This window comes from Citrobacter sp. MGH104, assembly GCF_001034485.1.
Classification (GTDB): Bacteria; Pseudomonadota; Gammaproteobacteria; order Enterobacterales; family Enterobacteriaceae; genus Citrobacter; species Citrobacter freundii.
This window is the reverse complement of the sequence record NZ_KQ089818.1, coordinates 1-16,829: the sequence shown is the minus strand read 5'-3', so window position 1 is coordinate 16,829 and position 16,829 is coordinate 1. Positions and strand designations below refer to the sequence as shown.

The 16,829-nt window shown below is 50.6% G+C and carries 10 protein-coding genes; 7 read left to right on the top strand and 3 right to left on the bottom strand.

What is annotated here, in order from left to right; genetic code table 11:
* Nucleotides 1-102: 102 nt before the first annotated feature.
* The 3 genes from SK34_RS00050 to SK34_RS00040 are packed head-to-tail and all read right to left on the bottom strand — an operon-like array spanning nt 103 to nt 8,511.
* On the bottom strand, nt 103-1,431 hold the full coding sequence (locus SK34_RS00050; protein WP_174329792.1) for an HlyD family type I secretion periplasmic adaptor subunit: 1,329 nt from the start codon (nt 1,429-1,431) through the stop codon (nt 103-105).
* On the bottom strand, nt 1,431-3,170 hold the full coding sequence (locus SK34_RS00045; RefSeq protein WP_016150245.1) for a type I secretion system permease/ATPase: 1,740 nt from the start codon (nt 3,168-3,170) through the stop codon (nt 1,431-1,433). Before SK34_RS00045 ends, SK34_RS00050 begins: the two co-directional genes overlap by 1 nt.
* 10 nt (nt 3,171-3,180) lie before the next feature.
* Nucleotides 3,181-8,511: a peroxidase family protein gene (locus SK34_RS00040; protein ID WP_048232039.1), complete on the bottom strand. Its 5,331-nt coding sequence runs from the start codon at nt 8,509-8,511 to the stop codon at nt 3,181-3,183.
* A gap of 1,002 nt (nt 8,512-9,513) precedes the next feature.
* Here SK34_RS00040 and SK34_RS00035 point away from each other — a divergent pair.
* From SK34_RS00035 to SK34_RS00005, 7 genes are read left to right on the top strand one after another with little or no spacing between them, the layout of a single operon-like run.
* Nucleotides 9,514-10,068, top strand: a complete 555-nt coding sequence (locus tag SK34_RS00035) for a fimbrial protein (RefSeq protein WP_080941992.1) — start codon at nt 9,514-9,516, stop codon at nt 10,066-10,068.
* A 14-nt stretch (nt 10,069-10,082) separates the two neighbouring features.
* The gene (locus SK34_RS00030) at nt 10,083-10,796 is read left to right on the top strand and encodes a fimbrial biogenesis chaperone (protein ID WP_231588752.1); all 714 of its coding nucleotides are present in this window, start codon (nt 10,083-10,085) and stop codon (nt 10,794-10,796) included.
* The gene (locus SK34_RS00025; protein WP_048232035.1) at nt 10,783-13,260 is read left to right on the top strand and encodes a fimbria/pilus outer membrane usher protein; all 2,478 of its coding nucleotides are present in this window, start codon (nt 10,783-10,785) and stop codon (nt 13,258-13,260) included. The genes SK34_RS00030 and SK34_RS00025 overlap by 14 nt, the downstream gene beginning before the upstream one ends.
* Entirely contained in the window at nt 13,257-14,600 is a 1,344-nt protein-coding gene (locus tag SK34_RS00020; RefSeq protein ID WP_003843660.1) for a fimbrial protein, read from the top strand. Before SK34_RS00025 ends, SK34_RS00020 begins: the two co-directional genes overlap by 4 nt.
* Nucleotides 14,601-14,607: 7 nt before the next feature.
* Complete coding sequence (locus SK34_RS00015; protein WP_048232033.1) at nt 14,608-15,264, top strand: fimbrial biogenesis chaperone; 657 nt, start codon at nt 14,608-14,610, stop codon at nt 15,262-15,264.
* 55 nt (nt 15,265-15,319) lie between these two features.
* Nucleotides 15,320-16,084: a winged helix-turn-helix domain-containing protein gene (locus SK34_RS00010; protein ID WP_016150238.1), complete on the top strand. Its 765-nt coding sequence runs from the start codon at nt 15,320-15,322 to the stop codon at nt 16,082-16,084.
* Complete coding sequence (locus tag SK34_RS00005) at nt 16,071-16,541, top strand: hypothetical protein (protein ID WP_048232031.1); 471 nt, start codon at nt 16,071-16,073, stop codon at nt 16,539-16,541. Before SK34_RS00010 ends, SK34_RS00005 begins: the two co-directional genes overlap by 14 nt.
* Nucleotides 16,542-16,829 lie beyond the last annotated feature (288 nt).

Genomic DNA, 16,829 nt, shown 5'->3' with positions numbered 1-16,829 from the left:
CAGTAGTGAGACGGGAAGAAGGTTACAAGAAAGCAAAGCTGCCAGCAACGGCAGAAAGCGGTATGGCGCGACAAGCCGTACGTCATACCGGCAATGGATGGATCAATACTCTTTAAAAGCCAGTTCCAGACGGGCAATCAACGGTTTAAACAGGTAGCTCATCAGGGTTCGTTCACCGGTCTTGATCGTCACGCTGGCGGGCATTCCCGCTTTAATTTTGTAATCGCCCAGCAAACGCGCGCCCTCTGCTGAAACCTGTACTTCCGCAAGGTAGTAAGGCTGCTGAGTGGCTTCATCAATTAAACGGTCCGCAGAGATAGTCAGAACCTGGGCCGGAACCGAAGGTAACAGCGCATGGTTAAGGGCAGGGAACAGCACATCAACAGTTAAACCGGGGACCAGTTTATCAATGGCATGTACGGGTATTTTGGCATCAATTTGCATCGGTTGTCCGCCGGCGACGATATCCATCAAATGTTCTCCAGGCTGAATGACGCCGCCCACGGTACTGACTTTAACATCCAGCACAATACCGTTAATCGGTGAGCGGATCTCGGTGTTATCCAGTTCATGACGCGTTGATACCAATTCATCCTCCAGCATTGCCACTTCTTTTTGGTTTTCCGTCAGTTCAGACTCAACTTCACGTAAATACTGATGACGCACCTGGTAGGCTTTAATTTTTAATTCGTTCTGCTGCGATTTCAGTTTGGCAATGTTAAGAATATCTTCTGAAACGCTGCCAGATATTTCTGCTGCCTCGCGCTCCAGCACCAGTAATTGTGCTTTGGGGTAATAGTTTTTTTCGCTCAGCGCCCGAATAGCCCCTAACTCCCGGTTAATCAGAGAAAACTGGTGGTCGCGATAGCCTTTTATTTTATTGAGATTATCCGTCTGTCCAACCAGACCATCGAGCGTCTCCTGAATCATCGACAGTTCATCCTGAATCGTTTTGCGACGGGTATCGAAAAGTTTAGCCTGCAGATTTCTGACTTCTGATAGCCGTTTATTGCCAGAGAATTGCTGCGTCAGCGTAGTATTAAAGCGGATCACATCCAGGTCATCGCGTTCTGCTAACAGACGATCTTCGATACTTTTTGCAGAAATATACTGGGCATTCAACGCGCTGAAACGCATTTCAAGCTGCATTTTATCCAACCGGACGAGGACCTGATTTTTCTTCACGAAGTCGCCTTCTTTGATAAAGATATCGGTTACCCGACCGCCGCTCAGATGCTGAATGGTTTTGCGGTTACTCGATACGGTAACCGTACCATCGGCGACCACGCCCGCATCTAACGGAGCTTGCACTGCCCAGAGGATAAAACTACCGACACCAAGCACAATGACGATCACGCCCCGGATAATCGGCGACCAGATATTGGTATCTACGCCAGCAGAGGCCGTGTTGTGGGGGTTCTTTTTCATCATCAAGCCTCACGTTGCTGTTCAGTCGTGGATGGAGAAGGCGTAGCCACCGGTTTCAGTACGTTGGCCTGACGCAAATGGGCAAAAACCTGATCGCGGGTACCAAACTCCTGTATAACGCCATCGTTAAGCAGCAAAACCTTATTGACCACGCCGAGCAGCGTCGGGCGGTGTGAGATAATGACTGTGGTTTGTCCCTGGGTACGCAGAGCATTGATGGCTTTAACGAGTGCAAATTCGCCCGCGTCGTCAAGATTGGCATTCGGTTCATCAAGCACGATAAACGCAGGATTGTTATACACGGCGCGCGCCAGCCCGATGCGCTGTCGCTGCCCACCGGAGAGCTGGTATCCACCTGCGCCCAGCAGAGTGTCATAACCTTGCGGCAAGCGCAGGATCATCTCATGAACGCCTGCCAGTAATGCGGCGGCGACGATAAGCTCACTGTCATTCTGCGCGAAGCGGGCAATGTTTTGTGCGATGGTACCGTCAAACAGTTCCACATCCTGCGGCAGATAGCCAATAGACGGGCCCAGCAGCGCTTTATCCCACTGGCATATATCTGCGCCATCTAATCTGACTTTCCCTGATAACGGTTTCCAGACACCAACCAGAACCTTTGCCAGCGAGGTTTTTCCTGAGGCTGAAGGGCCGATAATCCCCAGCACTTCACCTTGCTCCAGCTGGAATGAGATATTACGCAGTAGCGGAGAAGGCTGGCCGGGGGCTGCAGCGAAGACGCTTTCGACGCTGATGTTGCCATTCGGACGCGGCAGGGTCAGTACCTCTTTCGGCGCCGGATACTCCTTCAGCAAGGTTGAGAGCTGATGCCACGCGCTACGAAACTGCACGAACTGCTTCCAGCTGCCAATGACTTGTTCTACCGGGTTGAGGACGCGGCCAAGAATGATCGAGGCGGCAATCATCAAGCCCGGGGTAATATGGCCGCCGATCACCAGTAAAGCCCCGGCGCCCAGCGCAATCGACTGCAGCAATACCCGCACAAAGCGGCTGAGACTGCTTAACCCGGCCGTTTTGTCGGCAATCTGTGTTTGTAGCGCCAGCACTTTGTTATGTTGCTCCTGCCAGTTGGACTTCAGGGTCGAAAGCATCCCCATCGCTTCAATGGCATCGGCGTTTTGCAGCTGTTTATTCAGTTTACTGGCATTGTTAATGGTTAAGGCGTGCGCTTGCTGAATCGGGCGCTTGGTAGAGATTTCAGATACCAGCGTCAGAATAAATAATAACGTTATTCCGCCGAGAGAAAGATATCCCAGCAGGGGATGGACCAAAAAGGCGATGAACAGATATATCGGCGTCCAGGGAATATCCAGTAAGGCGAACAGACTATTCCCGGAAAGAAACTGACGGATCTGATCCAGTTCGGCTAAAGATTGCGCCGGGTTGTTATCACCGGTAACCATCTTTCTTTTAAAGGCTGCGTTAAAGACCAGCTGACTTAGCTTTATATCCAGCCTGTTGCCAAGCCTGACCATAACCTGCGCGCGGGCAGATTCAATCATGGCAATAACGATGTACAAGCCGACAATCAATAAGGTTAACATTAACAGCGTGGTGGTATTTTTACTGACCAGCACACGATCGTAAACCTGTAGCATATAAATTGCCGGCGCCAGCATAAGCATATTAATCACACAACTAAAAAACAGCAGCATCAGAAAAGTGGGTTTCGTTCCCTTTAATGCATCATTCAGTTCTGTTGGCGTATGCTGGCGCGACATAGTCTTCTCCTTATACGATCAATGAACTATTGCCATTGTTGCTGGCAAGGGTAGTGGGCATTTCCAGATAAAAGTCACCAATATTCACGGTGGTCGAATTGACGCCCACCAATGTGATGGTGTCTGTACCGATAGTCACAATGGTGTTGCCATTGTTTCCGGTGATAGACACGCTGCTGGCAAAATTACCCGCGTTGATACCTAACAAGACGAGATCAAGGAAGTCCTGTCCGCCGTTGGGGTTACTGTCAAAACCGGTAATTCGGTCCTGCCCAAAGTTGGCCCCAAAGGCGAAGATGTCGCTCCCGGTACCACCGTCCAGAATGTCGTTACCTTCCTGACCATTGAGAATATCGTCCCCGCTACCGCCGGAGAGGATATCCGCGCCCGCACCGCCAATCATGACGTCGTTGCCAACACCACCTTGCAGGTTATCAGCGCCATCTCCGCCATCGAGGAAGTCATTCCCGATACCACCAAACAACTGGTCGTTACCGCCCATACCAAACAGATAGTCGTTACCAGAACCGCCCGTGATGGTATTTGCAATGGCATTACCGGTACCGATAAAACTGCCGTTGCCGGTAAATACCAGTTCTTCCACGTTATCGGTGAGGTCGTAGCTGCTGAGGCTGGTTCGGACAACGTCCGTACCGCTATTCACACCTTCGATAACCACATCACCGAAATCATCAACGATGTAGGTATCATCGCCCGCGCCGCCGGTCATACTGTCGGCACCAAGCCCGCCATCAAGCGTGTCGTTACCGGCATCACCTTGCAGAATATCTTGTCCCGCCTGACCAGAGAGGCTGTCGTTTCCAGCACCGCCGATGAGCAGATCGTCACCTGCACCGCCAAGTAAGGTGTCATTACCGCCTTCACCGCGCAGGATATCGCTCCAGGCAGTACCGACGAGGGTGTTAGCCCCGTTGGTACCAACAATCAGATCGCCCACAGGCTGGGTGGTGGTCGACGTCAGGACAACAGGGGGGTTGCCTTCATCGTCGACGACGGTAACGACCACCTGCAACGTTCTGCCGACCATAGCCTGGCCCGGCGTATAGGTAGCGGATGTCGCACCGTTAATGTTGACGAATCCGGTTGGCGAACTCATTCTCCATTGATAAGTGAAATTACCGCCGCTCAGACCATCAGCGTCAGAAATGCCTGAAACCACCGCGGTCAGCGTCAGGCTTTCAGTTGGGGTGAGGTCGTTAATTACTGGCACACCGGTCGTGGCCTGATTGCGCGGGAGGATTGCCTGAGTTTGTGCCGACACCAGGGTTTCAGCGTCACCCATGCGGTCGTTAAAACTGGCGACCACACGCAACGGTGCGCCCTGAATAGCGCCAGGCACTCTGAACTCAACGCCTGTTGCCTGATCTCGCCATTGGCCGTTGACGAATGCCTGCCAGGTCATAGTGATGGCCACATCCGCCGCCAGCCCGTTACCATCCAGCAAGTTCGCCACGTTGACGCGCAGCAGGTCACCCACCGAAGGGTTAGGATTGCTGATGGTCAGATCGCCCGTTGCTTGTTGCCCCGTCACCCACAGCTGCTTCCCATCGCCAAACTCCAGTTTTTCGATGTTCAACAGACGATCGATGCCATCATTCAGGTTCAGCGTGGCATCCGGCGTAGCGTGATCGACGCGCAGGCTACCGTCCGCCATACGGGTAAAGACATAGTTGCTGCTGACATCACGGTACACCGCGACGTCAGTTTCCGTGCCGTTACCTTCATGCAGAATTTCGCGCACAATCGACAGTTGATTCGGTTTCAGCGTGCCGGCCAGCATGTACGATTTCAGTTCGGCCATACCTTCGGCGCTGGTGAGTCCCGCCATACCCGTAACGGCAATACGAACGTTGAGCCACGCATCACCATCAATGATATCGTTACCAGCTTTACCCATAATGCGGTCGCTACCACCACCGCCGAGTAAAATATCGCTACCATCATCAGGGTTCAGTAGCACCGCGTCCGGATTTGTAGAACGCTCTACGCCGAGAATAGCCTGTAGACCGTTGATCCGGTCCGCACCTTCCTGGGTCAGGTTGTTAGAGAGGGGAACGCCCTGAACAGGCGCAGTACCTATCGGCTGTTCTGTTCCGGTCAGGATATCGTCGTGTTTCCAGCCCGACAGCCCTTCAACAAGATCAAAACGGTCGCGTAGAATAAACTCCTGCTGGTTGACGAAAATAGGGATCCCAAGATCAGAGTTAGCGCCATTTGGGTCGCCTTTATGGATAGCCCAGTCGAAACCGGCCATGCCATTATTGCGCTGGATCCCCGCGCCCTGAACCATGATGTCGTCACCGGCTTCGCCATCGTAGTCGGTGTCGTTACCCTGACCGTTGAGGACATCGTGACCGATAATGGTACTGTTGAAGAACAACTCAGAGTTGTCACCCGCCAGCGTGTCAAACCCGTCGCCGCCTTCCAGCCAGTCATCGCCTTCGTTGCCCATCAGGAAATCACCACCCGAGCCACCAAGCGCAAAGTCGTTATCCTGACCCGAGAAGACCTCCTGCGCATCTTCGCCGACCACCACGAAGTCGCTGCCGCTGCCACCAAAGACCAGATCGTTTCCGTTACCGGAAAAGATAACGTCATGTCCGGCATCGCCATGCAGGAAGTCCGCATCACCAACAGGCGTTCCGGTATCGGTAATAATGTCATCACCGTCACCGCCATGGACCACATCTGCTTCGTCACCGCCGTCCAGTCGGTCATCTCCGCCATCGCCCCACAGGCTGTCGATCCCTTTACCGCCGATTAACGTATCGTTGCCAGCCGTCCCACCAAGCACCACATGCCCATCGCCGGTATATTTCAGATACCCACCACCGGCAAAACTATCGCCGTCAACATCCACCCCTGGGTCGCGACGCACCAACAACGGCGAGAGTAGATCTTTCAGCGGATTACCCCATTTCGGGTCGATTTCCGTTTGCAGCACGCGGTTCACTTCAAAAATATGGTCCGGTGTCTGGAACAGATTAGCGGGCAGGTGGGAGGAACCCTCATCACCAAGATCGCTGTTACGCATTACCAGCGCGGAAAACGAGTTGGCCTCCAGTTCATTGAGTAAGTTCAGCCCCTGAACGCGGCTCAGATAGTAGAAACGATCACCGTCCTGAAGCATTTCCATTTGTGTTTCAAAGACGAAGTTGAAGGTTGAGCCGAGCATGCCGCCAAATTCATTTTTGCGCTCAGCCAGCCCGCCAATCCAGAAATCGACCATATTCAGACCGGTCTCTTTGGTTGCCCACGCTCCGGTACTGTTAAAGAAATCCATCGCATCCGCAGGCGGGGAATTGTTAGCATCACCAAATAACAGGAAGTTAACCGCTGCGCGCTTACCTTCAAGGCTGGTAGCGTTGAGGATCAGTTCGTGCTGACCATAGGCGGCCATAAAGTTAATGATTGAAGCGGGATTTTTCAGGTAGGTAGTGAAGTCAGCCCAACTGGTATAAGGCTTCAGTTGGCTATCGCCGCTTAAAGCAAAAAACTGCTCGCGGGCCTGGTTCAGCGTCGGCATTGCGGTGTCACGGCCACGGGCTATATTAAGCGCGCCTAAATCGAGGGGCAGGCCGATGAGATTATTACGCAGAGCATCGGTAATAAATTCATCAATTTCGTTACCCACCTGACGCGTCATACCACGCACGATTGCGCCGATAGCCTGATCGTCCGTGACGGTGGCCCCGTTGATTTGATTAAATGCTACCGGATTCAGGAATGCTGAAATCAGGTCAATATCACCGCTTTGCATATCAATGTCGGTACGCGCCACGGTTTCTGTCAGCATTGAATGCCCAAAACGGTAAACAACATGCGCAAACTCTGCAAAGATCAGCGGGTTAATATCCGCCGTGTTGGAGAAGACAAACGGATCGACGGCAGGTTGTACGGTACGGGCAAACTCCTCGAATACGAGGTGCTGATATTGCATTTCCGTGGAGAAGCGGCCTGCCTGGAATAAGTACTCACCGTTCCATACCAGAGTATTGGTATCGGCAGGTAATTCCGTGATTTGGTGGTTGGGCATCAACCACTGATTAATGAGGTCGATATCGCCGGTTTCCAGCAGAGTGGTTTTATACTGCTCAACCAGGCGGTTATGCTCGCTGTGAAAAACGGCGTGCACCGCAGTTAAACCTATATTTTCGTTCCCGCGCCCGTCACCGGTGATAAAGTGGCGATCGAGCAGTTCGTTATCATAGGTTCCTGCCGGTTGCGGTCCTTCTCCGCCGATGGCGCTGTCATCATCTGCCAGCAGACCAGCTTTTGGCACGGCAGTATGAGCGATGTCATCCAGAAACGCATGACCGGTGCGGAACGTCTCCGCGGGTAACAGGCCTCCGTTGGCTTCAACCAGCCCCCCGGTGGTAACAATCTGTACCTTTCCGTTTTCACTTAAAATCAAATTACCGTAGCGATCCGTTGCCAGCAGGGGAACATTAAACACGTCCTGATCGGTGAGTTTAATGCCAAGCAGGGTTTCAGCCTGGTTTTTAACGTCGGCCCAGGTCGCCAGTCCGCCGTTCGCACCACCCAATAAATTCCCGGTAGGCTCAGGTTTCCCATCAATAATGACGTATTCGCGGATGAAAATTTGATGTGAAGGATGGGAGGTGTAGGTTTGGTTTTGGTCGATGAAGGGGGTCGTCAGGTTTACTGTCTCTCGATTTTCATCCACCGTTGCCCGGGTTAATAGCATAAAGTTTGTCGACGACCCTTCAACATATAAAGGGTCATCGGGCTGGAGCGGAATGAAAACGATACCGTTGCCTCCTTTCGGAATCAGATCCAGACCATGGTCGAAAAACTGGCCAAAGAAGGTCATCCAGCCGTTAAAAGCAGGGGAGAGACCGATATCGGGAGACTGATTGGGAATGGATAAGCTGCCATCCCCAGTAACAGTCCCGCCGCCGGGCGCATCTTTTAATGCGTTAAAAGCCTCCAGCGCGGCCGGGTTTGAGGCCGTCTGGTCTGAAATTAAATTGCTAATTATTCGTGGGTCGGCATCAATAACAGTGCCACCAATTTGGATATAACTGGTCATTTGATCCGCATCCTGCCAGTTTAATGCGGTTAATCTCGGCATTGTCTGATCGGCAGAGCCGTATAATTCCTGACCTGGTAAAAGGTTATTCCATGAACCATCTACCGTGCGAAGTCCATAGGGCAAGAGTGGGCTGGAGACTAATTCCCGAAGCATTTCAGCATTAACGCTCCCGTCTGGGTTAGTTGCCGCTTCGGATATTTTGATCTGCTTAAGAATAAAAGCAAGATCGTGCAGGGTGACAGTAAAGTCATATTGTGAGGCCATAAGTCATTACCCCTATCTTTACTTGTATTAGCTATCATCATTCGTTCTCATGTTTATAAAAAACATGTGAGAATGAGTCGTATTTAGTGCTTGATTGTTATTGCTTGTACAACTCCATTTAATAAAATGCTCAGATTATCAATGACGTATTTAGCGTCATCTTCGTGGATATTCACATCGCGAAATAATGTAGTCGCAGGTTTAAAAGTTTGCTATTTGTGTGCAAGAGACACACTTGCTCTCTTGAATTATCAGGCATATTCAAGGTCTGCTGCGTCGCAAGTTTGAGCGTAGTAAGGGTTAGATGTGTTGTTTTTTTCTCACATTACATTTCTGTGATGATCATAACTATGGTTTTTCCTTTGCCGACTTCACTCATACTTTTCTATGAATAAGATTGTATTTTCATTTCTTTACATTAGGGGGGTGGCAATTTATTTTTACACCGAAGACAACGCTGAGTAGACTGCATTGAAGCTTCAATTTATGAGGAAAATATAACGTTATCTCGGTTAAACATTCCTCTCATCTTAAAATTATGTGCTACTTTGCCAGGTTGAATTAACCCGGGCAAGTTATGTTAACACCAGTACGAACACGGGTAATAACGAAGGTTAACTTTAAGACTAAACGGTCACAAGGTTGGCTATGGCTGCATTAACTTGTGATGAATATGGTCTTTATCGTGTTTAATTCGGGTTAAGAAAATTTTTCTTAAGGAAATTATGCCTGTAGGTAAAATTTAATATAAACAATGAGTTATATCGATAGCATCGAGATTTAGATCTTATTTAAGACCGACCTAATATGATTTGAGAAAACAAAGGTTTTAATCTCTGGGATTATTCTTAAACTAGCAGTCATCGTAGGGTTAATCCTACGGAGTCATAAGACATTACTGGCGTCGCTGTATCCCTCAATAAATACTCCGCTCTCAGCGGAGAGGGACTATTGAATTATTTATTACGATACCGATGTATTTATTAATTAAGGACAGACAATATGAAAATCAATAATCCTCATACCAGTTACATATTTGCAGCTGGTGGCCTTGCGTTATTGTTAGCGCAGATAGCGTATGCTGATTCAGCAAATACCATCACCTTTAAAGGCGAAGTGACCGAACAAACTTGCGAGGTCACGGTTAACGGTGTAAATGCACGGCCGGTAGTATTACTGCCGTCGGTTGCGAAAAGCGATCTCGCAGCAGCAGCATCTTCAGCAGGCCTGACAACATTCACCCTCGGCGTTACTGGTTGTACTGTTGATTCTAATGCGTTGGATATTAAAACCGTCTTCGTTGCAAATAATATGACCGAGCGTGGAAACCTGGCTAATACGGGTACAGCGCAAAATGTTGAATTACAACTACTGACCGATAGCGCGGGCACTACGCCGATTGACTTGCGTACTGGAACTCCAATTGCAGGAATCACCGTTGCGGCCGGAAATACGTCCGGTGAGCACGACTTTGCCGTGCAGTATTTTAGCCCGAACGGTGGAGCAACCGCCGGGACAGTTGTCGGCACTGTGCAATACGCCATTTCCTATTTGTAAGCGAGATCTGCGTGATGAAAGGATTGGCTATTGGTTTAGTTGGAATGATGATGTGCTTCTGCGTGCAGGCAAGCATAGTGATGACCGGCAACCGGATAATCTATCCGGCAGACAGCCGGGAAGTCAGTGTGCAATTAACTAATCGCGGCGACGTCCCTGGTGTCGTTCAGGTTTGGCTTGATGATGGCGATGCACAATCCGTACCACAAACTGCGGCCGCTCCTTTTGTCACCACTCCACCGGTCTTTCGGATGGCGGCCCACGCGGGGCAAACTGTGCGGCTGCGTTACATCGGCAAACCCGTTGCACAGGACAGGGAATCGCTATGGTGGTTTAACTTCATTCAGATCCCGCCCATAAATAAGGATGCGCAAAACGATAACCAGCTTCTGGTGCTGGTACGTAGTCGCGTAAAAGTATTGGTAAGACCCAAAGGGCTGGTGGGTTCGCCGCTGGAGATGGCGAACACCAGCCGGGTCTGGCTGCAGAATGGCAAGCTGCATTTACGCAATAACAGTGGTTTCTATCTTGCGCTCTCGTCACTTGACGTCAGAGGTGCGGGAAAAAAACAGCGCATTCAGAGCGAAACGATCGCACCGTGGGCGACAATGTCGTGGCCTGCAAAAATTTCGCAATTGAACGACGCGCAAATGCGCTGGATTAACGATCAGGGAGCCTCATTAAGCGGGCGCGTGGCATTGGAGAAACAGGACAATGTCCGAAACTAATCCACGCTGGTGGTGGCTTTTTTTGCCAGCTGCGATGCCTGTTTTTGCCAGCAATTACACCTTTGACGAAACATTGTTGCTTGGGAGTGGTTACGAAAAAAGCCTGGCAATGCTCAACGATCCGGATGCGGTGGTCGCGGGACGTTATAGCGTCGATATCTGGCTCAATGGACGGTATGTAGGGAGGGATGATGTGTTGTTTCGCCAGAATACAGCAGGGCGTACCGAACCCTGTCTTCCGGCGAAATTCTGGGATGAACAGGGCGTAACAGCAGCGTCGGAACAAGCGCAGGATTGCTTCGCCCCTGAAGCTCGGATCAGCGGTGGACGCTGGGATTTTGACCAGAGCTTATTGCGTCTGAATCTCAGCGTTCCTCAGGCGGCATTAAAACGTACCCCCATGGATTATGTACCGCCGTCGCAGTGGCAAAGCGGCGAGAGCGTGTTGTTCAGTAACTACAATCTGCACGCCTATCACAATAAAAATAACGGTCAGCAAAGTGATTATGGTTGGCTGGGACTGAGCAGCGGCTTCAACATGGGGAGTTGGCAATTTCGCCAACAGTCGTCTGCCAACTGGCGGCGCGATGGCGATCGAGAAAGCCAACGTTGGGATGCGCTGCAAACCTGGCTTCAACACCCTGTCGCATCTCTGGAAAGTTTACTGACGGTAGGCGAAAGCTACACCTCGGGAAATCTGCTTGGCAGCATGGCGTTTACAGGTGTCAAACTGGAAACCGATCAACGAATGTGGCCACAGTCGCGACGCGGCTACGCCCCAGAAATTCGTGGTACGGCATCTACACCTTCACGCGTTGTGGTTAAGCAGAATGGTCGAACGCTTTACGAAACCAGCGTACCACAAGGCCCTTTTGTACTCGATGATTTGCCGAATACAGCCTGGGACGGTGATTTACAAGTTGAAATCACCGGCGCCGATAACAAAAAGAGTAGCTATACCGTGCCATATGCCAGCGTACCTTTATCACTGCGTCCCGGCGTCTGGCGCTACGGTCTGGTGGCAGGTAAGACCCGGGATTACAGCGCGGCCGATGGTCTGTTTACCGATTTCACGCTGGAGCGCGGGATGACGAATCTCCTGACCGCTAATGGCGCTTTGCGGATCGGCGACGACTATCAGGCACTGCTGATGGGAGGCGTTCTGGCAACGTCGATGGGCGCTTTTGGTGTCGATGTTACCGGTTCGCGGGCCCGGATTGCTTCTCAAACCATGAGTGGCTGGCGGCTGCAAACCAACTGGAGCAAAACGTTCACTCCGACAGGAACTCACGTCGCGCTGGCGGGTTATCGCTATTCCACAGAAGGGTATCGTGACTACGGTGACGTTCTGGGTGAGCGAAGCGTCAGCGGAAGCAATGCGCAATGGCGCTCGGATACGCTGCGTCAAAAAAACCAGTTTACCGTTACGGTGAACCAAACGTTGAGCAGCTACGGAAACCTATGGCTGTCGGGATCAATGATGGATTACTACAGTGACCGTGGTAGCAGCACTCAGTTGCAGGCTGGGTATAACACCACCTTTGGACGAATGACGTTAGGTATGTCATTCAGCCGACAGGACACCTGGTGGCGTAACGGCGACCGTTCACAAGTGCAAAAAGAAAACATGGCAACGCTTACCCTCTCAATGCCTTTGGGTATAGGTGAACGTGAGCATACGCTGGCGCTGTCGGCGAGTCAGGCTCAACAGGCTGGGCGCAATGCACAGTTGGCATTGTCTGGTGCGCTTGATCAGGATGAAACCCTTAATTACGCGCTGTCCACTGGCTGGCAACAGGGGCAAGGTGAGTCAAACAGCGTGACCGACTGGGGTGGTTCACTGCAAAAAAATACGGCTTTCGGCACGCTAAACGGCAGCGTCTCACAGTCACAAAACTATCAGCAATGGTCTGCAGGGGTACGCGGGGCGCTCGTTGTACATCGCCATGGCATTGTTGCCGGCCCGTGGGTTGGCGACACATTTGCCCTGGTGGAAGCGCCAGGCGCTGCGGGAGCCAGAGTCGGGGGCGGCCAGGGTGCAACTGTGAACAGTGGGGGTTATGCGCTGGTCCCCTCATTGACACCTTATCGCTTTAACAATGTGACTCTCGACGGTAGCGGAATGAACACCAACGCAGAGCTCCAGGAGAGTCAACGGCGCATTGCGCCAATGGCGGGGGCCGCAGTAAAACTGCGTTTTGCAACGCTCTCTGGCTATCCGTTACTCATCACTGTGAAGAGTGACGTGACGTTACCGATGGGAGCGGCTGTGACCGACGGTCGAGGTCGTGTAGTCGGGATGGTTGCCCAGGCGAACCAGGTATATGCCCGCGTTGAAGAAGAAGAGGGACTATTGATGCTGGAAAGCAGTGATTGTTCGTTGCCGTGGAAACTTAACCAACAACAACGTACAGAACCGTTAATTGCATTAACGGTAGCTTGCGTAACAAAAGGGCGCTCATGAGACTATTTTTTCTGGTGCTGGCGCTGTTTTCTTGTCAGATACAGGCCGCCTGTGAATACATTATTTATCCATATAAATCAGGAAGTAGTGGCGCACAAGGCACGCACAGGCTTAGTGCAAGTACGGACGGCATTGCCAATGACTGGCGCTCCGGTGGCGGCAACGATGCCTGGAACGGGCTATTGCCGGGATTGAGTAAGTCTGTCGATATCACCAGTAATAGCAGTTTTCAGCCGGCAGGGACGATCCTGACCTCCAGCGGCGGGATCCCTTTTACCACTTATGCCCATAAAGGCGGCGGTTACGATCCTGAGCAGGTATTTTTCCGTTGTACACCGGACACAGCCGGGCAACTCTATGAAGCCTGGTCAACTAACGGCGATGACACCGTGGCTGGCTGGTATGAAGCAACGGATGTACCTGGCGCGTATCTGACCATCATGAAAAACGTCGCATTACGCTTGACGCACGATGCGACAGGCAGCGTCTTTACCGACAGCTGGCAGCAACGCCCACTGGAAAACCTGGATCTTGATACCAATGGCAACTTCCTGATTAAGGCCAAGAACTTCTCGACGATAAGTGCCGAGTTGATTAAAACGCTGGATACACGCTACTACGCCAACCAGGCGCAGTCTGCTACTTACAATAGTTATGTGAATCCCAATGCTTACGTGGTTTTTCGTGGGCCCGGTACAACTTCGTGGGGTATCAAGATAGGTCAGCCACACCGTGGAGGAAACTGGGCTGGCTGGGCGAATGACTGGCCGTCAGTGATTAGCCTGTACAATAACGGGATCTTCGTCAAACGTGCAGCAATGTGTCAGGTTACCGATTTTACGCCCGTTGTGCATCTGCCGCCAATTTCCGTGGCCCAGCTCAAGCAGGGGGAGTATTCATCAGCGCCCTTCCAGATAGGATTTGCCTGCGAATCAACGGTGGTTTCCGGTGTGGCGACCGGGAAGAGCAATGTCGCAATGGGGCTGCTTGCACCGGAAAGCAGCGTCAACAGCGCCTGGGGTTTTAATTTGATTACTGGTAAAACCGTAACCTGGCTATTAGATACGCAATATGGCGCTCCCGGGCGGGCTCGCGGCGTTGGCGTGCGTGTTTACCGCGCGGGTAGTCCGGTGAATTTTATGGCGGTATCAACTGTCGGCAGCGGTAGCGAAGGCGGCTGGATGCCAGTCATTGGCAGCAATACGCAGCAAAATGGCAGCCAGGATGGCATCAATTACTACAGCGAAAGCTTCGAAGCTCGTCTGGCAAGTTTTGGTGCAGATACGTTAACGGCGGGGGGCTACCAGTCACATGTACAAGTTTTATTGCGTATTCAGTAGCCTCTGGATGTTGGCATTTGACCTACATGCGGCGGTTAACATCAGTACTACTCGGGTCATCTTCAACCACGGAGAGACTCAACGCTCGGTGATGTTAGTCAACGACGGTAATTATCCCGTGGTGGTTCAAAGTTGGGTAGATGACGGCACGCCAGAGAAAGGGCCATCTCAGGCCAGTTCGCCTTTTATCGTGCTTCCCCCGGTGCTAAAAATTCTCCCCGGTGAACAACGAGAGATAAAGGTGATGACGACTGGGGCGGGGCTTGCCAACGATTATGAGTCGTTATTCTGGCTCAACGTGTACCAGGTTCCAGCGGAGTTGAAAAATAGCCTAACTGGTGAAAAAGTGCGCTTAACGTTAAGAAATCAGCTAAAAGTCCTATGGAGACCGAAAAATACAGGCGTGTTGACTGAAAAAAGCATCAATCTTCTGAGTTTTCACCATGAAAACGGGGGGATTTACGCTGTTAATCAGAGTTCCTGGAACATATCTCTGGCTAATGTAACTTCAGGAGACTATTCCATAACTGGAATAGTGGTTTCACCGCGTTCCCGGCAGGTAATTTTTAAGTCAGCACCTCCTGAAATGCTGAATAATAAGATAGACTTTACTGTGATTAACGATGAAGGAAATCGTTGGGGATTTTCAACTGTCGTAAATTAACGCTGGCAGTGCTCGCTCTAGCTAAATTGACAAAAATCCATATTCAGGGAACATAATGGCACACGTGTTTTTGCTTAACAGTACCGTTGTATTCTGGCCAGAGCGGAACGTACTCTACGCGAAATCAGATGAGACCAAACGTATAACATTAAGCAATCCGGCAACCCGTTGTTTACTATTATTAATTCAACAACAGGGGCAGGTTATTGAACGTGATTATTTCTTTGAGCATGTCTGGTATATTAACGGTGCGCAGGTCACCAATAATACGTTCTATCAGAATATTTCCTTGCTGCGTCGCGCGTTTAAAGAACTTGGCCTGAATGAAGAACTTATCGTAACCGTACCGAAAGTCGGAATCCGCCTGGAGCCACAACTGGAAGTGCTGGAACAGAAGATTGAAGAACCGCTTAGCGATCTCTCTGTCACGCCATCGGTAACGCCGGTAAATACAGTGACAAAATCACTGCGTATGCGCTCACTGTGCTGGATTCTGGCGGGTGTTGTGTGTTGCGTTATAGCCGCAATAGTGACCTGGGAGGCACAGTTTGATCCCAAACTCAGTCGCTATGTGTCTTTAGGCGTAGGGGAGGGATGCCACTGGTACGTCAATCAGGATGTGCTTAAATTTGATCAGCACCAGCAGTTTATCAAAACAAATACGCTGGATTGTCAAAGTTATCCCTGGGTTTATCTCACGCTGTATCCTAATTTCCCGCGGATCTCCGCATTAACTTGTCGAAAGCAATTTAGCCGCTGGCAGGATAATGATTGTGTGACCCATTATTATTTCGCGGAGTCCAGACATGTGGGGACTTAATATAAAATGGTGTGTTGGCATCATCTTAGCAGTAGCGTTAACAATTGCAGTCACGATGACGTTACAAAACTGGCAGCGGTCACATTTTGATTGCTCCGGAGAATTAGTAATGGAGTATCCAGATATTCGTGGTGATATTTCAGTCAGATACGTTTTTAATGGCAGCAATGGGGTGGCTATTTTACGCGGAAAAATCACTGATAATAACGGTGAAAAGCTGGCGGTAAATCAAAATGTCTGGTTTACCTTTACCCGCAAGGATGATGATTACTTTATGGAATCCGGAAATGTCGCTTCAAGTTCCGGTGGCACTAACATTCATCCATTGTTAGCGAGAACGTTGCCAGATTTTTTCCTTAAACCCAAAGAACCATTTTATTTCAGCATATTGCGACTCAATAGCAGTACATGGCAGTTCTATACCAGCCGTTCGCCGTCGGTGTTTTGTCAGCGTTAAACCGTTGAGATTGCACTCTGTATAGCGTTTGCATCCAGAGTGCTTGTGCTCAAAGCATTTCAACTGCAGGAGCGAACTTTGTTGCTCAGACCTTCATGATTGGTTATTCGACAGAGAAATCAGAAGGGGCGAAGACTGAACAGGTCCATGGGGTTAGAAGCCTAATACAGTTCAGATTCAATTTAACATAATATACATTATGCGCACCAATGTGGATTGTGTCCGATAACGACGTTTCCGGTGCCGTCATTGGTCACAGACCGTAATCCACTGGCCCAGGACGTCTTT